Source organism: Arthrobacter sp. (assembly GCF_030540645.1).
Taxonomy (GTDB): Bacteria; Actinomycetota; Actinomycetes; order Actinomycetales; family Micrococcaceae; genus Specibacter.
This window is the reverse complement of record NZ_JAUNVV010000064.1, coordinates 1-21,082: the sequence shown is the minus strand read 5'-3', so window position 1 is coordinate 21,082 and position 21,082 is coordinate 1. Positions and strand designations below refer to the sequence as shown.

The window sequence follows — 21,082 nt, the reverse complement described above, 5'->3', positions numbered from 1 at the left end:
GGGATGATCTGGCCCACCACGCCGAGGGGCTCGTGGAAGTGGTAGGCGGTGGTGTTCTCATCAATCTGGGTCAGGCGGCCTTCCTGAGCGCGGACCACAGAGGCAAAATAGCGGAAGTGGTCGGCGGCCAGCGGGATGTCGGCGTTGAGGGTTTCGCGGACGGCCTTGCCGTTGTCCCACGTTTCCGCGACGGCCAGGAGTTCGACGTTCTCATCAATCCTGTCCGCGATCTTGTTCAGGACTGCGGCACGCTCCGCAGCGGAGGTTGCACCCCAGCTGGGTGCCACCTTGTGTGCAGCGTCCAGCGCCAGTTCGATGTCTTCGGCAGTGCCGCGGGCCACCTCGCAAAAGACCTTGCCGGTGACGGGAGTGATGTTTTCAAAGTATTCGCCCTTGACGGGGGCCACCCATTCCCCACCAATCCAGTTCTCGTAACGGTCCTTGAAAGTGACCTTTGAACCTTCGGTGCCGGGCTGTGCATAAACAGTCATTGTGCGAACTCCTTTTGCGGTGGGGGGACCTCGATGTCCTTGCCCTGAAGCGTACGCGGAGCAACGTTGCAACCACGTTGCATGAGCTGGGTCACACTCTTTCGGTAAGTTCGACGGCGGCGCCTTCCACCGGGAGTGGGGCCACCAACCATGGTGGGTGAGACACGAAAGCGAGTAGGCCCACTTTCTGCTCGCCAGTGAAACAGGACTCGGCCGTCTAGGCGTGGCGCACTCCACGACCGTCAAGAACGGCCGTATAGCCTTCCCGATAGGTGGGGTAGGAAAACACGAATCCGGACTCCCGGAGCCGGTTGTTGCGGCACCGTTTGCCGCGGCCCCCTTGCGCACGCGAGGAGTCGTTGGCAACTTCCGGCGCTGGCAGGTTAAGGCTGCGTGCCAAGAATTCAACGAACTCGCGACGATCGGTCGGGAGATCATCGACGCCGATATATACAGTCTCAGGCCAAGTCTGCAGGGTCATGAGGTGCACGATGGCCGCAGCAGCATCGTCACGATGGATCCGACTAGCGAATTCCGGCTCAGCTGAGAGCGTGGCGATCCCCTGACGGACACGATCAATTTCCCGAGTGCGTCCTGGCCCGTAGATACCCCCAAGGCGCAGGATGGTCGCCTCGGGAAGCAGCTGGAGCAACGTCTCCTCTGCTTCCAGTAGCACGACTGCCGTCGGCGTGGTGGGTTCGGTCGGAGTGCTCTCGTCAACCCAGGATCCGTCATCAACGCCGTAGACCGCTGTCGATGACACATACAGCACTCGCGGTGGCACAGCGCAGTCGTTACGGATGGCAGCGGCAACACGCAGAACACTCTCGACGTATGCCGCTCGATAACCATCTGCGCTGCGCTCATCAGGGCTCATGGCAATCACCACGATGGTGGTGTCCGCCGGCAGTGTCGGCACCTCGATGGACAGATCAACGGCCTGTCCTTCGATTTCGGATGGCAGTTTCTCCGCTGAGCGTCGAAGTCCCATCACCCGGTGGCCCAGAGCAGCGAACCGCAGCCCGGTTTCGGTTCCAAGGTCACCACAGCCGGCAATCACAACAGTCATTTCTTACTCCTCAGACCACACAGTTCGTTCGGATACTCTCGAGGCCTGGTTGCCGAGCAGCGGGCGATGGGCCCTAGTGTTCCAGCGATTCAAGGTGGGCCACGACGGCGGCGCGCCTAGGTGAGCGCTGCGGCAGGAGACGCAGGGCACTGTGCCAGGCTTCGGCGTCGTCCGCGGCCTCGGGAAGCTGCAGGTAGGCCAGCACCACCTCGGGGCTGGCGTCGTTGAGGATCGCCTCACGCAACAGCAGGCCCGTCCGGGTGCGCAGCTCGGACACGGCCGGCGCCTCCGAGCGGGGCAGCACGGCACCCTTGTAGATGTTCAGCGCCAACCGGTGGGCACCGCGGTCCAGATAGCTGAGCACCTGGCCGGCGTCGACAACGAGGGCTTGCGGCAGCCGGTAGGGCCGGGATTCGGGCACCAGGGACGGTGCGTGCTTGTGCAGGAGCTTGCGCAGGCGCACCATTTCGGCGCGGATGCTCGTCAGCGACGTGCCCTCCGGATAGACCATGTCGGTGAGTTGCTCGGCACTTAAACCTGCCGGGTGCATGGCGAGCATGGTGAGGATTTCGGTGTGCCGTTCACTGAGGGTGACTGCCTCCCCGGCCACGTGCAGCAGTCCGTGGTCACGCCCTAGGACCTGCAGGCTGTCGCGATACAAGGATTTAGCCGGCCCGTTTTCGGTGTTGCGCGATGACCGGGTGTTGCGAGTGGGTCCGGGGCGGCTGTTGCGGGATGCCGCAGCCAGGCGTTCCAGCCGCTGGATACGCAACTGGGCTTCGGCGGCCGCCACCGTGGCTTGAACCAGTGAAAGCGTATTGGCCCCCACCGCGTCAGGGCCGCCCGTGATGTCCACAACGCCCAGCAGACCGCCGGAATCAGGGTCGTGCACGGGAACGGCAGTGCAACTCCACGAATGCACGGCGGGGTTGAAGTGCTCCTCACCCACGATCTGCACGGGCCGGCCCAATGCCAGGGCAGTTCCGGGGGCACTGGTCCCGGCAGCAGCCTCCGACCAGTCCATGCCGCTGGCAAAGTTGATTTTCTCGCCGTGCGTGCGGGCCGCGGAGTCGCCCTCAACCCACAGGAGCCGGCCGTGTTCATCGCCCACGGCAATGAGCAGCCCGGTGTCGTGGCTCGGGACAACAAGCAGCGCCTGGATGACGGGCATGACGGCCGCCAGGGGATGATTGCGCCGGAATTCCTGAAGCTGCGCATCTTCCCATACCAGCGGTGGGGCGGCATGCTCGGGTGAGCTGATGGTGTCCAAGGATCTGCGCCATGAATCGCGCACCAACGGGCGCATCTCCGGCAACGCGGAGAAGAGGGGGTGCGTCAGGGGTATGAACACTCCAAAACCACTGCAGGGAAGTCGTTGGCACAATGCCAAGCGGATGTGCCGTGGCTCACCAGTCTAGCCGAGTCCGCGCCGTCGTCGACCCTACACCAGATGGCAATGCCAGCGCCGAAAAGGGCGGGCAGCGCCAAAACGCTGCCCGCCCTTTTCGCTGCTGTTAAGCTAGCGTGCCGGCTCGGGATCCTCGCTCAGTGAAGAGGCATCGTCTTCCACAACGAGTGTGGCAAGTTTGGCGCCCTCCACGTCAACGTCAGGCAGAATCCTATCCAGCCACTTCGGCAGCCACCAGGCCGACTTGCCGAGCAGGTGCATGGCGGCCGGAACGATCGTCATGCGGACAACAAACGCGTCGATCAGGACACCGAACGCCAGCGCGAAGCCCAGCGGGCGCACCATGGTCAGGTGCGAGAAGATGAACCCGGAGAACACGCTGATCATGATGATCGCGGCCGCCGTGACCACCGGCGCCGCATGCTTGAACCCGGTGCGCACCGCCTGTTTGGCATCCTGCCCGTGGGCGTAGGCCTCGCGCATGCCGGAGGCTATGAACACCTGGTAGTCCATGGCCAGGCCAAACAACACGCCAATCAGGATGATCGGTAGGAAGCTCAGCACGGCCGCGGGGTTGGCGACGTCGAAAATGCCGCCCAGCCAGCCCCATTGGTACACGGCCACCACGCCGCCAAATGCCGCAACCAGGGAGAGCAGGAAGCCGGCAGTGGCCAGCAGCGGAACCAGGATGGAGCGGAACACGAGAACCAGCAGGATCAGTGAAAGTCCGACGACGATGGCCAGGTAGGGAGGCAGCGCCGCTCCCAGCTTCTCCGAGACATCGACGTTGGCGGCTGTTTGGCCCGTCAAGCCGATGGAAACATCGTAGCGGGATTCAATGCCGGGACCTTCAGCCCGCAGGTCATGGATCACCTGTACGGTGCTCTCGCTGGCAGGGCCCTCGGTGGGAATGACCTGGTAGACGGCGGTGCGCAGATCCTTGCTGACCATGACGGGAATGGCTGCCTTGACGTTATCGACCGCACGCAGCTGGTCGGCCACGTTTAGGTTCAGTACCGTGGCACTGGCTTCATTCAGTCCGGCTGGCAGGGAACCCACCACGATGATGGGCCCGTTCATGCCCTCACCAAAGTTCTTACCGGTGATGGAGTACGCCTGGTAGGCGCTGGAATCGACCGGCTCGGAACCGCCGTCGGGCAGGGCAAGACGCAGGCCGGCGGCCGGGATGGCGATGACCGCAAGCGCAATGACGGCCGTGACGAGGGAAATGATGGGGTGGCGGGTGACCAGCCCACCCCAGCCGCGGGCGCTGCGGGCAACGTCTGCCGCGTCATCCGCTGCAGCCCTCTCCGAACCGCTCAGGCCAACGAGTGTGGCCTGATGTTTGGCCGTGGCTGAGGTGTTCTTGGCCCAGGCCTTCTTGGAGATCAGCCGCTTGCCGATCAGGGACAGCAGGGCCGGGGTCAGGGTCAGGGCAATCAGTACCGAGACGGCAACCGTAGCCGCAGCGGCCAAACCAAGGATGGCCAAGAACGGCAGCCCCGTCACTGAGAGGGCCGCCAGTGCAATGACAACCGTCAAGCCGGCGAACGTCACGGCGTTGCCCGACGTACCCGTCGCCTTGGCGATGGACTCGCGCAACTCCATGCCGGCGAGCAGCTGCTGGCGGTGCCGGTTGACGATGAACAAGGAGTAGTCGATGCCCACGGCCAGGCCCAGCATCAACGCCAGCATGGGCGAGATGGACGACATTTCAATGACGGTTGTCAGGGCCATGGTGCCGCCCACGCCAATGCCGACGCCCACAACGGCCATCAGCAGCGGCAGTCCGGCTGCCACGAAAGTGCCCAGCATGATCAACAGCACGGCGGCTGCCACCGCAATACCCACGACCTCGGACACCCCGAACAGTTCGGAGACGTCCTCGACAATTTCCTTGCTGTAGGAGACGCTCACACCGTCCGACTCCAGGGTGTTCAGTTTGTCCTGTACCAGCTGGCGGTTGGCAGGGGTCACGGCGTTCATCGACTCGCTGAACTGGATCTGGCCGATGGCGGCCTTGCCGTTTTCAGAGACAAAGCGGATCCCGGCAGCTGCGTCTGCTTGGCGCTGGCCAAGGGCCAGTTCGGCCTTCTTGGCAGTCAGCGTGGCTGCTCCGGCGTCGAACTTAGCCTTGCCGGCTGCATATTGGTCCTGACCGGCCTGCCATTGGGCCCTGCCCGCGTCGAGCTGGGCCTGGGCTCCATCGATCTGGGCCTGCGCGGCAGCCATCTGGGGTGCTGCGGCTTGAGCCTGCGGGGAGTTGGCCGGCAGTGCTGCAAGCTGGGCTTGCTGGGCTACGAGTTGCTTCTTCTGGGCGTCGAGCTTGGCCTGTCCGGCGTCCAACTGGGTCTTGGTGTCGGCCAGCTGCTTGGCGGCGGCCTCGAGTTTGGGCAGTTCCGCGGCGGCTTGAGCCTCACCGGCGGCCAACTGCTTGGCACCATCGGCCAGTTGGGCTGCTCCGGCCTGCTGTTGCGCAGTCACGAGGAACGGGTCAATGACGCCCTTGACAGTGGGCACGCCGGTCACCGTTTCCAGCGCCGCCGTGATGTCCTTCTGCTGGGCGGGCGTCAACGGCTCACCGTTGGTGCTGGTAAACACGACGGCGCCCGTTCCACCGGAAGCTTCCGGCAGCTGGGCTTGGAGCTTGTCCGCCATTTGCTGGGTTTCAGTGCCGGGAATCTGGAAGTTGTTGGACATGGGTCCCATGAACAACGCTGCAGCGCCGCCAACCATGCCCATGATGACCGCCCAGGCGGCAATCACCAGCCACGCGCGGCGTGCCGAGAGCCGTCCCAGTCGATAAAGCCAAAGCGCCATGATCATTCCGTTCTGTGTGGTGTCCTGCCCAGGCAGGCGCCGGGGGATGTTTAGCTGTGGAATCCGTTGCGGATCAGACCGACCGTGCTTGCCAGCAGGCTGCGCAGATCGGCCAATGATTCTTCCGTGATGTTGGTTCCATGTTTCTGGAACCAGACTTGGAATGCGCCCTTGCAACTGCCGACGACGGCACCCACCAGGGCAAATATGTAAAGTTCATCTGTTCCCTCAGGGAGACGCTGCTTGGCCACCTCGGTGATTTTCAAGCTGCATTCCTCCCACGCCTGCAGCTGGAAGCGTGCCAGCTGAGGGTCTTGGGTCAGGGTGAAGGTTTCCGCCAGGATGGCCAGGTCGCGGGCGCTGCCGCCGGCTGACAAGGCGGACTGGGCGGATTCAAGCAGCGGCTCGTCGGACGGCCGCGCGACCAGCTCGACAATGACCTGATCGAGGTAATTCTGCGTGAAACTGGCCACTGCTGCCTCCACGGAGGAGAAGTAGTTGAAGAAGGTGCGCCGGGACACTCCGGCCGCGGCAGCAACGTCGTCGACCGTGAAGGCGTTGAAGTCACGATTGCGCAGAAAATCCAAAGCGGCAGTTGCGATGCTCTCCCTGGTGGCCGCCTTGTTCAGTTCGCGGCGGGAAACGGGTGTCGGTGAAGTATCCACACCACTACACTAAGTGCAAGTTTGCACTTTGTGCAAGTTGATGGAGGGGTGTTGTAGTCAACATTGGTCAGTTTGTCAGTCCATGCGCCCTGTCTCGTGGGCCCAGATGGCGAGTTCAACGCGGTTCCGGGCCCTGAGTTTGGTCGTCAGGCTGGACAGATGAAACTTGACGGTGCTCATGCTGATGTGGAGGGCCGCACCGATCTCGGCGTTTGACAGCCCCCGGGCGAGTGCCAGGAGCACTGCCTCCTCCCGGTTCGTGAGTGGTTCAATAGGCTCGGCAGCATTCCTCCTGTTGGTGTCGGCGAAGCGGGCGAGGAGACGTGCTGTCACTCCCGGGTCGATGAATGCATCTCCGTTGACTGCGCAGTGGATCGCCTGGACCAGTTGCTCAGGGGAGGCGCCCTTGAGCAGGAATCCCCGTGCGCCGGCTTTGAGGGCTCCGTAAATGTACTCGTCGGTATCGAAGGTGGTGATGACAACGACAGCGATCGGCTCCTCCACGCCCGCACCTGAGAGCAGACGGGAGGCCTCAATGCCGTCCAGATACGGCATCCGTATGTCGAAGAGGCATACGTCCGGGCGCAGGCGGCGAGCCAGCGCGAGCGCCTCACGGCCATCAGCAGCGTGGCCAACAACTTCGATATCGGCTTCGCTGCCCAGAATCGTGGCCAACCCGGTGCGGACAATGCTTTGGTCATCTGCGATGAGCACTCGGATCATTGCCCGCCCCTTAGTTTCCGCGGAAGGACGACGCGCACGTGCCAGCCGTGTCCGCTGCTCGGGCCGGCGGTGAGTTCGCCACCGAGCAGGTGGACCCGCTCCGCCATTCCGACCAGTCCGAATCCGGGCGGGGCAGACGGTGGTGTGCCTACGCCGTCGTCCTCCACGCTCAGCTCCACTGCGGAAGCTTTGCCGGTCACGGCGACGGCCACCTTCGTTGCGCCTCGAGCATGTCTGCGGGCATTGGTAACCGACTCCTGGGCTGCCCGGTACAAGGTTGACTCGAGCGACGGAGATAGCCCGGTGAGAGCGCCACGCAACGTCACGTCGACACGCAGCCTGCCATCCGCTGCCCCGGCCAGGTTCTCGATGTCGGTCAAGGTATGCCCGGCAGGGGGAGTGGCCTGGCTGCTGCGACGACGCAGGCCGCCCACCATTGTGCGCATCTCGGAGAGAGCCAAAGCAGCTTCACGCTCGATGCTTTTCAGTGCCTCGGACGTGCCGGGTGGTGCGCCGGGTGGGGCGGAGCGGGCCAACACCAGTCCGGCCTGGGCTTGGATTGCGATGGCGGAGACGTGGTGGGCGATCGTATCGTGCAACTCCCTGGCAAACAATTCACGCTGCTGCAGCTTCGCGCTCTCGATCAGCTGCGCACGCGCCACAGCCCGGTAGCGGACCGCCAACCCCACCGTGGCGGCCAACAGCAGCACGGCCGCCCCGCCCACTGCTTCCTGGAGTCCGCTGGTGCCGGTTGCAACCGCGACGACGTACTCGAGTGCCACGAGCCCCGTCCCAAGAATGATGTCCCTTCCCGAGCCCCACCGCACCAGCGTGTACAGCAAGAAGAGCACGGCGGTCGCGGTCCAGAGCACGACAGGGGCGGCCGCGAGAACAGCAGCGGCGAGATCAGCCAGTAGGAGCGCTCCGAACGCCACCACCACAGCGCCAAGCGGCTGCCTGCGCCGGATCCACATGGCGGCCGCAAAGGCGAAGCCCAGGGCCAGGGCGGTCACGGGCCACGACACGTCAGGGCGGAGGAGCGCCTCCAGTGCCGCTGTTGCAAGCACGATGGCGGCAAGTACAAGGTCGTGGCGGCCCGCGCGGAGCGGGTGCTCCAAGGCCGGCTCGGCCCACATCAACTTGGCGGCTCTCAACATGCCCTCAGCATAGATGCCCGGATCGACAAGCTGAAGGGTCAAAGGGCCGCGACTGACCCGGCCAATCGGCCAGGTGGAGTCAGGCCGCAAAGGCGGTGTTCACAGGGACTCCGCCGAGTGAAACTGAGGTACATAACAGACGTTCCATCGCCGGGAGGAAACATCGTGGACACCATTGTTAGAACCGGGCCCAACGACGCGAAAGTGGACCGAAGGATCGTGCTCAGCGGTCTGTGGGTCAGCATGCTCTTCGTCTTCGCCTACGTCGACATCTTCACGTTCTGGCGTGCCGACGCCATTGAGGGCGCACTCTCCGGTTCGGTCCCGGGGATGGGATGGGACATCGATCAGGTGTTCCTGGTCCTCACCACGGCCTACGTCCTGGTCCCGAGCCTCATGGTCGCAGCATCATTGCTCGCCCCTGCCCGGATCAACCAAGTCCTCAACCTGAGCGTCAGCGTGCTCTATGCGGCTTCGATAGTGGTTGCGCTCATTGGCGAGACGTGGGTCTACTACATTCTGGGGAGCGCCGTTGAACTCGCCGTTCTAGCAACCATTGCCGGGGTCGCCTGGGTCTGGCGTGCTCGACAAAAGGCAGCGATGCGGTCCGTACCGTTGATGCAGGCAGGACGTTGACGCCGTTGGCGTGTTGCACGCGCAGCGTCTGCGAGGCAACCTGGAAGGCCGCCTTAAAGCAAAATCCCGCCAGTGCTGCGATCCAACGGATCGCAGCACTGGCGTGATTTCCATGAACTTCCAGCGGGCCTGCGCGGGTGCTTAGGCGCTGACTGTTTCGCGCTTTCGGTCAACGTCTTCGCCGCTGTTGGCGAGCTCGGCCAGCAGGTCATCGGAGTCATCTGCAAAGGGATCGCCGTTGCGCGGTGCGTTGTACAGCGCCTCGTCGAGGATGCCCTGGCGCTTGGAAACGATGGTGGGCACCAGTGCCTGGCCAGCGACGTTGACTGCCGTACGGCCCATGTCGAGGATCGGGTCAACGGCGAGCAGAAGTCCGACGCCAGCCAGTGGTAGTCCCAGCGTTGACAGCGTCAGGGTGAGCATGACGACTGCGCCGGTGGTGCCAGCGGTGGCAGCCGAGCCCAGGACGGAGACCAGGACGATGAGCAGGTACTGGCCCAGGTCAAGTTGGATGCCGAAGAACTGTGCCACGAAGATGGCTGCAACGGCCGGGTAGATGGCGGCGCAGCCGTCCATCTTGGTGGTGGCGCCCAGCGGCACGGCGAAGGATGCGTAGGCGCGGGGCACACCTAGGTTGCGTTCGGTCACTCGCTGGGTCAGCGGCAGCGTGCCAATGGAGGAGCGGGAAACGAAGCCCAGCTGCACTGCCGGCCACACACCGGAGAAGTACTGCTTGATGGACAGGCCGTGGCTCTTGATCAGGACGGGATAGACGATGAACAAGACGATGGCCAGGCCAACGTAGATGGCAATGCTGAACTTGCCGAGGGAACCGATGGTGGTCCAGCCGTAGCTGGCCACGGCGTTGCCGATCAGTCCGACGGTGCCAATGGGGGCTAGGCGGATGATCCACCACAGGACCTTCTGGATCACGGCGAGTGCTGAACCGTTGAGCTTCAGGAAAGGATCGGCTGCTTTGCCCACCTTGAGTGCGGCGATGCCAATGACGATGGCAATGACCAGGATCTGCAGCACGTTGAAGCTGATGGAGGTGGTTAGGGCGCCGGACTCGGCGGCCTTGGTGGTGGCGCCCAAACCCAGGAAGTTGGACGGGAACAAGCCCACCAGGAATGCCCACCAGTCACCGGATTTGCCGGTGTAGTCGCTCGGAGCGGCTTGGCCGGTGCCGGCGCCGGGCTGGAAAACCAGGCCCAGGCCGATACCAACCGTGACGGCGATCAGGGATGTGATGGCGAACCACAGGAGCGTGTTCCACGCCAATCGGGCGGCGTTGGTGACCTCGCGCAGATTGGCAATCGAGGAGACCACGGCCGTGAAGATCAACGGCACGACGGCCGCCTTCAAAATGGAGACGTAGCTTGAGCCGATTGTGGCCAGCGCGGTGACGAGTCCATTGGGGGCGGTCTTGGGATCTCCGCCAAGCTGTCGGGCGAGCAACCCCAACACGAGGCCGAGCACCAGGCCGGCAATGATTTGGACGCCGAAGGAGCTGGCCCATCTGGGCAGCCTCGACACTTTGGGAGTAGTTACTGTGGAAGTCATGGCTCAACGGTAGGCGGCGCACAATACCAGCCTGAAATTTGTGTTTCCCCCTGTTACGGATCGCAATCTTCATTGTTTCGCCGAGCTGCCACTTATGGTGCCCAAGCTGGTGGTTTGGACGCCACAAGTGGCAACTCGGCGAAGAGTTTCGGATGCTCATCGGGAAGAAGCTGCCCGTTATCCACAGCTTGCACTGTTTCAGCCAGCTGAGCGTCCGCAGGGTGCAGTTCTCAGCATTAATGGGTTCATGGACAAGTTCGATCCACTTCCCCTGCACCTTGCGATGCGGCCTTTCACCATGGATGAGGCGCGTGCGGCAGGAATCTCTCGGGGACGGTCCCGCCGAAAGGACCTCTGGACGCCCACACGAGGAATTCGAGTCCCACGGCAGGCGCCGTTCAGTTTTCTGGAGAGCTGTAGGGCTTATGCCGGGGTGACGTCTTCAGGTGTTGTCAGTCATCTGAGCGCTGCAAGATTGCATGGACTTTATCTTCCGCGACGGCTTGAGGAGCTTCCTGCCATTGATGTGGCCACACCCATGGGCGTGCGGCAGCCCAGAAGGAGGGGTATCAACGGGCACCTCCTGACTTTGGGACCGGAAGATGTTGTGCATATTGCCGGTGTCCCGGTCACGTCCCTGCAGAGAACGTTGTTGGACATTGCTGCGAAGCTGAGCATTGATGAATTGGTGGCTGTCGGTGATCAAATCGTTTGTGCACACCACCGGTCATTTGGGCGGCAGACATGGCCAAAGGTCCAGCTGGACGTGCTGAAACTCTATGTCGCCCGGCATTCCGGGGCCCGGGGGATGAGCAGGCTGAAGGCAGCCATGGAATTGGTTCGTGTCGGTGCGGACTCACCTCGGGAGACCATGCTTCGGTTGATCATCGCACGATCTGCACTTCCCAATTTCGAGCACAACGTCGAGATCAGGGATGCTGCTGGCCGGGGCATGGTGGGCCCGGACTTGGGATGCGAGGAGTACAAGACATGCATTGAATACGATGGCAAGCATCATTTCACCAGCGAGCAACAAATGAAAGACCACGACAGGGACTTCGTGACCAAATCGTTGGGCTGGCACCAAGTGCTGATCAACAATGATGACATCCGTTCGGGGGAATGGGTGGTGGTCACGAAAATCGCGCGAATGCTCAAGCTTGGGGGCTGGTCGGATCCGCAAAATCTGGCAGGGCAGTCGCTTGAGGGGCGCCTCAACACGCGCAGGGACTTCGGATAGTCGCCAAAGCTGCCCCCAAGCACGCATCCCGTCCGCGAGATGCCACTTATGGTGTCCAAACCCACGATTTGGGCACCATAAGTGGCAACTCGGGGCGCCGGAGGGCCTCAGTCCTCCAGCAGCGCCATTTTCAGGGTGTCCAGTCCCACTGAGCCCAGATTCAGCGCCTGGGTGTGGAAGTCGCGCAGCGAAAACCCGTCGCCGTCGCGGGCGGAGCGGGCGTCGCGGATCTCCTCCCAGAGCCGTTGGCCGATCTTGTAGGACGGAGCCTGGCCGGGCCAGCCCAGGTACCGGTTGAATTCAAACTCCAGCTGGCCGGGGGAGATGTCAAGGTTGGCTTTCAGGAACTCAAAGCCCGACTCCGCCGTCCATGTTCCGGTGCCCCACTGCGCCGGGATCTGCAGCCCAAGGTGCACACCGATGTCGAAAACCACGCGGGCCGCACGCATGCGCTGGCCGTCGAGCATGCCCATCCGGTCACCGGGATCGGACAGGTAGCCGAGGGTGTCCATGAGGCGTTCGGCATACAGCGCCCAACCCTCGCCATGGCCGGACACCCAGCACACGTTGCGCCGCCAGTCGTTGAGCAGCCCCGCCTGGTACGTGGCCGTGCCAACTTGGAGGTGGTGGCCGGGGACGCCTTCATGGTAGACGGTGGTGGTTTCGGCCCACGTGCTGAAGGTGTCCTCGCCCTCGGGCACGGACCACCACATGCGTCCGGGGCGGGAGAAATCTTCGGACGGGCCGGTGTAGTAGATGCCGCCGTCGTGGGTGGGGGCGATCCGGCATTCAAGCGTCCGCATGATCTCCGGGATGTCGAACTGCGTCCCTGCCAACTCTGCCATGGCCGTGTCCGAGAGCTTTTGCATCCACTGCGTCAACGCCGCCGTGCCGTGCAGCATCCGGGCAGGATCGTCATTGAGCAGTTCCTTGGCTTCCGTGATGGACGCGCCAGGCCTGAGCTGCTGTGCCACGGCCTGCTGCTCGGCAATGACCCGGTCCAGTTCCGCCACACCCCAGGCGTACGTTTCCTCAAGGTCGACGGCGGAGCCCAGGAACGTCCGTGACGCCAGTGCGTAGCGTTCCCGGCCCACGGCATCCGCCTCGGGTGCCAACGGCAGCAGTTCATCGCGCAGGAACGCAACGAGGACTCCGTAACCGCTGCGGGCCAGCTCCGCATTGGCGAGCAGCGCAGTGGTGAGCGCGGCCGGGAGGGAGGTCCGGGCGTCGTGCTCGCCACTGGAGGCGGATGTGGAATCAGCTGAAGGGGAGTCCAAGGCGGCTTCGTGAGCCAGAGTGAGGAAGAAGCCGTCGGGGGCAGCATGGCGTTCGCACTGCTCGATCACGGTGCTCACCTGCCGCCGGGCCGCGACAAGACCGCGGCCAGTACCTGCGCGCAAGGATGCGATGTAGCCGTCAATGGCTGCCGGAACGTTCGCCAGCCGGGCGGAGATGTGTTCCCAGTGGGTGAGCGTGGCCGTGGGCATCAAATCGAAAATGGCCCGGATTTCCTGCGCAGGGGAGGCGATGTTGTTCAGATCTGCCAGCGGCCAGCCGGTCTCGTGCAGCTCAACGTCCAGGCCCAGCCGCTCGCGCATGGCGTGCAGGGTGGTCCTGTCCACCGCATCCTCCGGCGCCAAGCCATCCAGCTCGGCCAGGGCATGGCGGGCGGCGTTGGCTGCAGCCTCAAGCCCGGCGGGGGAGAAGTCGCGGTATTCGCTCTCATGCCCGGGCCTGCCCAACTCAGTGGCAAAGCCGGGATCAAGCTCAAGCAGCCGGTCCGTGTAGATGTTGGCAGCGGAGTCGACGGCGGTGGCGGGACGGGAGGGAGGAGTTGTGTCGGGGCTCATGGTTTGAGCCTAGTTGCTTCAGGACGGGCGGGGCCAAGGCACGCCTGCGCGGGCCAATGACTGCAATACTTAGAAACGTGTCAGCTACTTCGTCAGTCGCCGCAACGGTTAAGAAATCCTTGCGGCTGGACTTCTCCCAGTCGGATCCGGTCGTGGCCGCGCGCAACGCCGTCGGAATCGCCGTGCCACTGGTGATCGGTGTGGCCGTCGGGAGTATTCCCGTCGCCGTCTTTGGCGGGGTCGGGGCCATGTTTGCCGCCTTTGCCGACAGGCCCGGAAGCTACCGGCTGCGGCTCTCGCGGATGGGCATGACGTCCTTGGCTGCGGGCATTGGCGGAGGACTGTCCGTGCTGACCTCGCACTCCGTCTTGCTCTCGCTGTTATTGATTGCGGTGTTTTCCTTCACCAGTGGCATGCTCATGTCGCTGGGCCCCGTCGTGGCCCAAATCGGCATCGCCGGCACGGCGGTGGCCATTGTGCTCAACAGGTTTGAACTCCCGCCTGCCAGCGCGCTGGGCATCGGCGCCGTGGTGGTTGCCGCCGGACTGTTTCAAGCTCTTCTGGCTATTGCCGGTTGGCCGGTACACCGGCATGCCCCTGAACGAGCCGTCCTGGCTTCCGTCTACGAGGCGCTGGCGACGCGCACGCGCTCCCCTCATCCAAAAATGATGACGCCGGGTGCCGGAGTGAAGCTGGACGCCGCACGGACCACCATCACCGGCTTCGGGCACGGACACGGTCCCAGCATGCAGTCCTACCGCGGCCTGCTCGATGAGGCAGAGCGGATCCGGTTGGAAGTCATCGCGCTGGCCTACTGCCTTGAGCGCTTCGAAAGGGCTGAACGTTCCACGCAGGCCGACGCTGTCCACGCGCTGCTACTGGCGACCGGTTCGGTCCTTGACTCCGTGGCCGAATCCCTGCGCAAAGGCAAGGTATTCGATGACTCCATGATGGAACCCGTAGTCGAAGCAGTGGAACGGCTGCGGGATATCATCGGAGACCATCCCGACTCGCCAACGGGCCGGTTCGCCTCCCTTCACGCCCGGGCCCTAGCTGGGCAGTTGCGCGCCTGTGCACGCATGGTGACCCCCGGCGCCGTGGAGGGCCGGATCGCTGAAAAACCCGTGACCGTAGGTGGGATCAGGGTTGCCGTTCAAGCCCCCTTCGACACGCTGCGCGCCAACCTGAGGCTGGATTCGGCCATTTTCCGGCACGCCATGCGGCTGGCTGTGCTCGTCACCGCCACGGACGGGTTGGCCCGGCTGCTGCCGGGCAGCACCCGCGGGTACTGGATCTCGCTGATGGTCCTGCTGCTGTTGCGTCCCGACTTTGCCGCGACGCTGCTGCGCACCACCGCCCGGCTGGCGGGCACCCTCTTGGGGCTGGGCATCGGCACCGCCGCCACGTTCCTGGTGGGCAGCGGGAACCCGTATGCGCTAATTGCCCTGGTTGTCATCTTTGTCTTTGGGGTCAGGATCTCCGGCACACCCAACGCGTTTTTCATGAGCATTTGGACGGCTGCCTACCTGGTGGCCCTGCTGGATCTGTCAGGCATTCCGGCGTCGGACGTGGTGGTGCCGCGCCTCGTGGACACCGTGCTGGCCGGTATCCTGGCCGTGGCCGCCACCGTTGTTTGGCCTGCCTGGGAACGCAGCTACCTGCCGACGCGGCTCGCCGAGCTGCTGGCTTCCTATCGCCGCTATCTGGCGGCGGTGTCTGACCCCGCGGTGAGCAAGGCTAGCATTGATGCGGCCAGAATTGCCGCGCGGTTGGCCCGTTCCAATGCCCAAACGTCCTTGGATAGGACCCGGGCCGAACCCGTGGCTGGCCTGGCCGCGCTGTACGTGGGCGAGGGTCTGCTGGTCCAAAGCCACCTGTTCATCCAGGCCGCCATGGTCATTGACGCGGCCCGGCTGTCCGTTTCGGCGGCGAAAGTCCCCGTCGAGCGGGTGCTGGCGCCGCTGGAGCCCTTTGTTGCCGACGCCACCACAACGCTCACGGCGTGCGAGGCGGCCGTGCTCGCCGGGGTTCCTGCCCGCGGCGCCGTCAACCTGCGCGACTCCTACACCCGGCTGGCCGAGAGCCTGCCCGAGATTTCGCCGCAGTCCGCTACCGTGCAGCCAGCCATCCTTGATGCGGCGGATAGGATCGCCAACTCGGTGGACACCATGGTGCACCTGCTGCGCGAACGATCCGCCGCCACTTCGGACTAGAACCGGTTGGTTAGCGCCCCGAAGACCGGCGCCACGCACCCGCACCGGGCTTGGGCGGCAGGTGCAGTTGCTCCCGACGCGCCCAATGCCGGCTCGGGGCCGGTGAATCGTCGTTCTCGGCAGCGGATTGCAGGGCAAGCACGACGGCGGTCACGGCCGCAAGTTCTTCAACGGTCGGCTGTCCGTGACTCACCGAGAGCAACGGCTCCGCTGCGGAAGTTTCAGCCGGCTCGGCCACCGGTGTCTGGTCGTTCGTCACAGCGGAATGTTCCCGTGCTTCTTGGCGGGTAGGCTTGCCCGCTTGTCACGCAGTGCCCGCAGGCCCTTGATGAGCTGGATGCGCGTTTCAGACGGGGCGATCACGGCGTCGACGTAGCCGAGCTCAGCTGCTTGGTACGGGTTCAGCAGTTCGTCCTCGTAGTTGCGCACGATCTCGGCACGGCGGGCTTCAACGTCGCCGCCGTCGGCCGCCACGGCGGCAAGGTCACGCCGGTACAGGATGTTCACGGCACCTTGTGCGCCCATCACTCCGATCTGTGCCGTGGGCCAGGCCAGATTCAGGTCAGCGCCGAGCTTCTTCGAGCCCATGACAATGTACGCTCCGCCGTAGGCCTTGCGGGTGATGACGGTCAGCTTGGGCACAGTGGCTTCGGCGTATGCGTAGAGCAGCTTGGCGCCGCGGCGGATGATGCCCTGGAATTCCTGGTCCTTGCCGGGCAGGAAGCCGGGGACGTCAACGAGCGTGATGATGGGGATGTTGAACGCATCGCAATTGCGCACAAAACGGGCTGCCTTTTCGGAAGCCGCAATGTCAAGGGTCCCGGCAAACTGCATGGGCTGGTTGGCCACAATGCCCACCGTGTGGCCTTCAATGCGTCCGTAGCCGATCATGACGTTGGGTGCGTACAGTGCCTGCATCTCCAGGAAGTGCCCGTCGTCGAGGATCTGCTCGATCAGGGTGGACATGTTGTACGGGTGGTTGGCCGAATCAGGGATCAGCGTGTCCAGGGCGAGGTCGGCGTCGTCGAGCTCCAGCTCCTGCTCATGCTCGACGACGGGCGGCTCGGCCAGGTTGTTGGCAGGCAGGAAGTCAAGGAGTTCGCGGACAAACTCAATGGCGTCGGCTTCATCGGTGGCCAAATACGTGGACGTTCCGGTGTTGGCGTTGTGCTGGCGCGCCCCACCCAGGGTTTCCATGTCCACATCCTCGCCGGTGACGGTCTTGATGACGTCCGGGCCGGTGATGAACATGTGGCTGGTCTTGTCCACCATGACCACGTAGTCGGTCAAAGCGGGGGAGTAGGCCGCCCCGCCTGCACACGGGCCCATGATGAGGGAGATCTGCGGAACCACCCCGGAGGCGTGGACGTTGTTGCGGAAGATGTCGGCGAACATGGCCAGTGAGGCCACGCCTTCCTGGATGCGGGCGCCGCCGCCGTCGTTGATGCCCACCACGGGGCAGCCGTTGCGCATGGCAAATTCCTGGACCTTGACGATCTTTTCACCATTGACTTGGCTCAATGAGCCGCCATAGACGCTGAAGTCCTGGCTGAAGACGGCTACGAGCCTGCCTTCGACAGTGCCGTAGCCGGACACGACGCCGTCGCCCAGCGGCTTCTTCTTGTCCATGCCAAACGCGGTGGAACGGTGCACGGCGAGCGCGTCGAACTCCACAAACGAATCGGGGTCAAGCAGCAGGTCGATGCGCTCGCGGGCCGTATTGCGGCCCTTGGCGTGTTGCTTTTCAATGGCCGCTTCACCCGAGGGCTTTTCCGATTGAGCCATCCGGTCGCGGAAATCGGCAATTTTGCCTGCTGTCGTTGAAAGATCGTGGCTCATTGATACTCCGGCTCGTTAGTGTGGAAGCGGGCGACCCTTAAGTGGGAACCGCACAAAAGGGCAATCTCAAGGTTCATTCTAGTAACGGTAACTGCCCTTGCGTGTGTAGGAACCCTACAAAGTCGCCCGATTTCTCTCTGACGTTCCTCCAGCGCGGCGTTCCTTCCCGGCTCGGGGCTGGGATGGAGGGCGGGGAGTGGAGCTCCACGGCCGATAAGATTGATGCCATGACCGTTGCCCCACCTTTCCCTGCCCAGCCTGCGCTCAAGCCCTCCGTGTTGCGGGCTGCGTTGATGCACCCGGCAGGCACCTTCGCCAAGGTGGAAGTAGTGGGCTCAACCGGCTCCACGAATACTGTTTTGGCGGCCAGCGCCGCCGCACCTAGCCAATGCTGGCCCGATCTAAGTGTGTTGATTGCCGATGCCCAGGACGCCGGACAGGGCCGGATGGGCAGGTCCTGGGAGGTTCCGGCAGGAGCAGCCATGATATCCAGTGTGTTCCTGCGTCCCAGCGAGCAAGCCCATCATGCAGGCGCGAATCCGACTTCTACCGCTACCGCTTTTGCCGCAACCGGCTATGGGTGGCTTTCCGTGCTGGCCGGCATGGCACTGTGCCATGCCGTGCGCTCCTGCACAGGTGTTCCCGCCGAGCTGAAGTGGCCCAACGATGTGGTGGTGCGCGGCCGCAAGCTTGCCGGAATTCTCGCGCAGGTGGTGGCGGCGCCCAGCGTTGCGGGAGGCTCCAACATTGCCGGAAGTGGCAGCGCTACGGTGGGTCCCGGCGTCGTGGTGGGGGTGGGGGTCAATGTCAGTGCGCGCGCCGATGAGCTGCCTGGTGACAGGGCCACGTCCTTGTTGCTGGAAGGTGCGGTGGAGTTGGACAGGAACGTGCTGCTGCCGGCGTACCTGCTGAAGTTTGCAGACCTTTACCGGGAGTTTGTTGCCGTGGGCGGGGATGCCACGCGCCCTCTGGATGGCGGGTCAAGTGTGTTGGAATTGGCGCAGCTGCATATGGGGACGTTGGGTCAGGAGGTGCGGGCGGAGCTTCCCGGCGGGGCCATGCTGTATGGAACGGCCACCGCCTTGGCCGACGACGGGGCGTTGGTGCTGCGCGATGCGACCGGGGCACGCCACACAGTCAACGCCGGGGATGTGATCCACCTGCGTCGGACGGGATCCGGCGGCACGGTCAATTATGCATAACTGGCTGCTTGAGGGTGAACAGGTTGAAATCCGCTGCCGGCAACATTCGCGGATCCTGATCTGGCCGATCACGGTGGCACTGGTGCTGGTTTATGCTTTATTCGCCGGGCTGGCCCAGCTGCAGGCGGCGCCTTTTTCACGATGGGCGCCCGGCGCCGAGGCATGGCGGGAGTCGGCCGTGATGGTGCTGGTCGCCGTCGGCATCCTGGTGCTGCTGGTGTATCCCGTGCGGCGAGTGGTGCGCTGGGCCAATACCCGATACGTGCTGACGAACAAGCGGCTATTGGTTCGGCGCGGGATTTTTGGCAGGATCAAGGAAGCCCATGTGCTTGAGCAAGTCCAGCAAGTGGTGCCCGTACAGAGATGGCGGCAAAAGATGGTGGGTTCCGGGGACATTCAGCTGCACATGTTGGCAGGGCGCGTGCGTACCGTCTCTGAGGTGCCCCAGTTGAAGCGCTTTAATGAAGAAACTCAAAAAGCATGGACAAGAGTGTTTCGAGCTGCCATTCAGCAAACACTCCGTCAAGGGGACTACTCTGGTGAGGTTGGAATGAACGAGAAGGAGCTGCGCGAGCTTGGAAGAGACTACTGATCCACCCGAGCCAACGCTGCCTCCAGCAACACGTAATCAAACGCGCGACCTGGAGGCACAGCTTTTAGGCGGTGAACGGACGCTCAAACGCCGTGACGTGGCTGCCGGGGCCGGTGTTTCGCTGCTCTCTGCCCGGAAAATTTGGCGCGCCATGGGCTTCCCCAACTTAGGCGACGACGACGTGGCCTTTACCCCGCGTGACCAGGACGCCCTGAAAACCGTGGTCACCATGGTCAGGGAAGGGCTGCTAACGGAAGAAACCGCGATTTCCGTGACCCGTTCCATCGGTCAAATGACTGACAGGATGGCCGTCTGGCAGATCGAGGCCCTCGTGGAGGACCTCGTGGCCGAACACGGCATCAGCGATGCTGAAGCGCGCCGGGCCGTTGTCTCGGAGCTGCCCAACCTGATTGCCCCGCTTGAAGAACTGTTGGTGTATTCCTACCGACGCCAGCTCAACGCAGGAATCCAGCGCCTGGCGGTGCGGGCCGAGGAAGGCCTGGCCGCCAGTGAACTGGGGCGTGGCGGCGACGAGGACGATGCGCCACTGCCTTTGGCCCGCGCCGTGGGCTTCGCGGACCTTGTCAGCTACACCTCCCTATCTCGGCGCATGAACGAAAAGACGCTGGCCCGTCTGGTGCAGCGATTTGAAAACGTCTGCTCGGACATTATTAGTGTTGGCGGCGGCAGGCTGGTGAAGACCATCGGAGACGAAGTCCTGTTCAACTGTGAAACACCCGTCGCCGGGGCCCAGATTTCGCTGGCGTTGGCCGAAGCCATGGCAGCGGACGACTTCCTGCCCGAAGCGCGCGTGGCCATGGTCTGGGGCAGGGTCCTTTCACGTTTGGGGGACATTTACGGCCCCACCGTCAACCTCGCAGCAAGGCTGACCTCCCTGGCGCAACCGGGCACGGTGCTGGTTGACTCCGTGACGGCCTCGGCCCTGACCAACGACGACAGGTTCGTGCTGACCCAGCTGCCGGTGGAGAACGTGCGCGGCTTTGGCGAGATCGCCCCCGTGCTGCTGGGGCGCGGCACGGGCAAGGGCATCGTCGTCGACTAAACCGCGCAGCAGGATCTCCGCCGACCCATTGCCCACGGCGTGCCGTGCTGGCGGCGGGCCGTGGAATTTCACACGCCGCCGCCAGCATGGCACGCCCTCAGCCGCGAGTGGTTTGACTCTGACCGTGCCAATTAGTCCATTCGACGTATAATAGCCGGGGGCGTCTTTGACTTTGGCCGCGCCGCAACGGGGGGAGCCACAGGACCACTTCCCCTGCGAAGACAGGTTTTGGGAGTTAGTTACATGGCATTGCAGGCACTCACGGGAAGATCCTTGCGCAAAAAGGACATTTTCGGGATCTCCGGAACATTCCTGGTGGCAGCATCCCTCGTCACAGGTGCCGTGGTGTACCCCGGCTTTGCCACTGCCGACGTGGACCTCAACGACGGCAGCGTCTGGGTGACGAACCGCGCCGACGGGCTCGTGGGGCACCTCAATGACCAGTCCAAGGTGCTCGACGGCGGATTCAGCGCCACCACCACCGGTTTTGACGTGGTGCAAAATGCCGGAAACGTGTTCATGAGCGGCGACGGCGGGAACCTGCTGAACCC

The 21,082-nt window shown here is 63.7% G+C and carries 18 protein-coding genes; 7 read left to right on the top strand and 11 right to left on the bottom strand.

From position 1 onward, the window contains the following. The 7 genes from Q4P21_RS11915 to Q4P21_RS11885 form a co-directional block, all read right to left on the bottom strand. The coding region (locus Q4P21_RS11915) for an aldehyde dehydrogenase family protein (RefSeq protein WP_303388985.1) at positions 1–491 on the bottom strand (491 nt) is incomplete at its 3' end. A 217-nt stretch (positions 492–708) separates the two neighbouring features. After that, entirely contained in the window at positions 709–1,560 is an 852-nt protein-coding gene (locus Q4P21_RS11910) for an SDR family oxidoreductase (protein WP_303388984.1), read from the bottom strand. A 73-nt stretch (positions 1,561–1,633) separates the two neighbouring features. Further along, positions 1,634–2,911: a GAF domain-containing protein gene (locus Q4P21_RS11905; RefSeq protein WP_303388983.1), complete on the bottom strand. Its 1,278-nt coding sequence runs from the start codon at positions 2,909–2,911 to the stop codon at positions 1,634–1,636. Between the two features lie 168 nt (positions 2,912–3,079). Further along, positions 3,080–5,788 carry an MMPL family transporter gene (locus Q4P21_RS11900; protein ID WP_303388982.1) on the bottom strand — a complete coding sequence of 903 codons (2,709 nt, stop codon included), beginning with the start codon at positions 5,786–5,788 and terminating at the stop codon, positions 3,080–3,082. A 50-nt stretch (positions 5,789–5,838) separates the two neighbouring features. After that, positions 5,839–6,453 carry a TetR/AcrR family transcriptional regulator gene (locus Q4P21_RS11895; RefSeq protein ID WP_207344430.1) on the bottom strand — a complete coding sequence of 205 codons (615 nt, stop codon included), beginning with the start codon at positions 6,451–6,453 and terminating at the stop codon, positions 5,839–5,841. A gap of 75 nt (positions 6,454–6,528) precedes the next feature. Then, entirely contained in the window at positions 6,529–7,176 is a 648-nt protein-coding gene (locus Q4P21_RS11890) for a response regulator transcription factor (RefSeq protein ID WP_303388981.1), read from the bottom strand. Next, positions 7,173–8,333 (bottom strand): sensor histidine kinase, encoded by a 1,161-nt coding sequence (locus Q4P21_RS11885; RefSeq protein ID WP_303388980.1) that lies wholly within the window; start codon positions 8,331–8,333, stop codon positions 7,173–7,175. The genes Q4P21_RS11890 and Q4P21_RS11885 overlap by 4 nt, the downstream gene beginning before the upstream one ends. Positions 8,334–8,498: 165 nt before the next feature. Here Q4P21_RS11885 and Q4P21_RS11880 point away from each other — a divergent pair, with 165 nt between their 5' ends. Then, on the top strand, positions 8,499–8,969 hold the full coding sequence (locus Q4P21_RS11880; protein ID WP_303388979.1) for a DUF6326 family protein: 471 nt from the start codon (positions 8,499–8,501) through the stop codon (positions 8,967–8,969). Positions 8,970–9,110: 141 nt separating this feature from the next. On the opposite strand, the gene Q4P21_RS11875 is transcribed toward Q4P21_RS11880, so the two are convergent. Continuing rightward, the gene (locus tag Q4P21_RS11875; protein WP_303388978.1) at positions 9,111–10,532 is read right to left on the bottom strand and encodes a dicarboxylate/amino acid:cation symporter; all 1,422 of its coding nucleotides are present in this window, start codon (positions 10,530–10,532) and stop codon (positions 9,111–9,113) included. Between the two features lie 544 nt (positions 10,533–11,076). On the opposite strand from Q4P21_RS11875, the gene Q4P21_RS11870 reads away from it, so the two are divergent. Further along, positions 11,077–11,772 carry an endonuclease domain-containing protein gene (locus Q4P21_RS11870; protein ID WP_303388977.1) on the top strand — a complete coding sequence of 232 codons (696 nt, stop codon included), beginning with the start codon at positions 11,077–11,079 and terminating at the stop codon, positions 11,770–11,772. 107 nt (positions 11,773–11,879) lie between these two features. Here Q4P21_RS11870 and Q4P21_RS11865 read toward each other — a convergent pair whose 3' ends face one another. Further along, positions 11,880–13,622 carry a DUF885 domain-containing protein gene (locus Q4P21_RS11865; protein ID WP_303388976.1) on the bottom strand — a complete coding sequence of 581 codons (1,743 nt, stop codon included), beginning with the start codon at positions 13,620–13,622 and terminating at the stop codon, positions 11,880–11,882. A 77-nt stretch (positions 13,623–13,699) separates the two neighbouring features. Between Q4P21_RS11865 and Q4P21_RS11860 the strand changes: the two genes are divergently transcribed. Then, positions 13,700–15,835, top strand: coding sequence for an FUSC family protein (locus tag Q4P21_RS11860; RefSeq protein WP_303388975.1), 2,136 nt, complete (start codon positions 13,700–13,702; stop codon positions 15,833–15,835). Between the two features lie 10 nt (positions 15,836–15,845). On the opposite strand, the gene Q4P21_RS11855 is transcribed toward Q4P21_RS11860, so the two are convergent. Together Q4P21_RS11855 and Q4P21_RS11850 are read right to left on the bottom strand one after the other, a co-directional pair. Beyond that, positions 15,846–16,094 carry an acyl-CoA carboxylase subunit epsilon gene (locus Q4P21_RS11855; RefSeq protein ID WP_303388974.1) on the bottom strand — a complete coding sequence of 83 codons (249 nt, stop codon included), beginning with the start codon at positions 16,092–16,094 and terminating at the stop codon, positions 15,846–15,848. Beyond that, a complete protein-coding gene (locus tag Q4P21_RS11850; RefSeq protein WP_303388973.1) occupies positions 16,091–17,674 on the bottom strand; it encodes an acyl-CoA carboxylase subunit beta in 1,584 nt (527 codons plus the stop codon). Before Q4P21_RS11850 ends, Q4P21_RS11855 begins: the two co-directional genes overlap by 4 nt. Positions 17,675–17,901: 227 nt before the next feature. Here Q4P21_RS11850 and Q4P21_RS11845 point away from each other — a divergent pair, with 227 nt between their 5' ends. The 4 genes from Q4P21_RS11845 to Q4P21_RS11830 form a co-directional block, all read left to right on the top strand. Next, positions 17,902–18,876, top strand: coding sequence for a biotin--[acetyl-CoA-carboxylase] ligase (locus Q4P21_RS11845; protein ID WP_303388972.1), 975 nt, complete (start codon positions 17,902–17,904; stop codon positions 18,874–18,876). Beyond that, complete coding sequence (locus Q4P21_RS11840; RefSeq protein WP_303388971.1) at positions 18,869–19,468, top strand: PH domain-containing protein; 600 nt, start codon at positions 18,869–18,871, stop codon at positions 19,466–19,468. Before Q4P21_RS11845 ends, Q4P21_RS11840 begins: the two co-directional genes overlap by 8 nt. Before the next feature lie 16 nt (positions 19,469–19,484). Further along, positions 19,485–20,531 (top strand): adenylate/guanylate cyclase domain-containing protein, encoded by a 1,047-nt coding sequence (locus tag Q4P21_RS11835; protein WP_247647099.1) that lies wholly within the window; start codon positions 19,485–19,487, stop codon positions 20,529–20,531. A 243-nt stretch (positions 20,532–20,774) separates the two neighbouring features. Continuing rightward, on the top strand, positions 20,775–21,082 hold a 308-nt coding region (locus tag Q4P21_RS11830; protein WP_303388970.1), incomplete at its 3' end, for a hypothetical protein.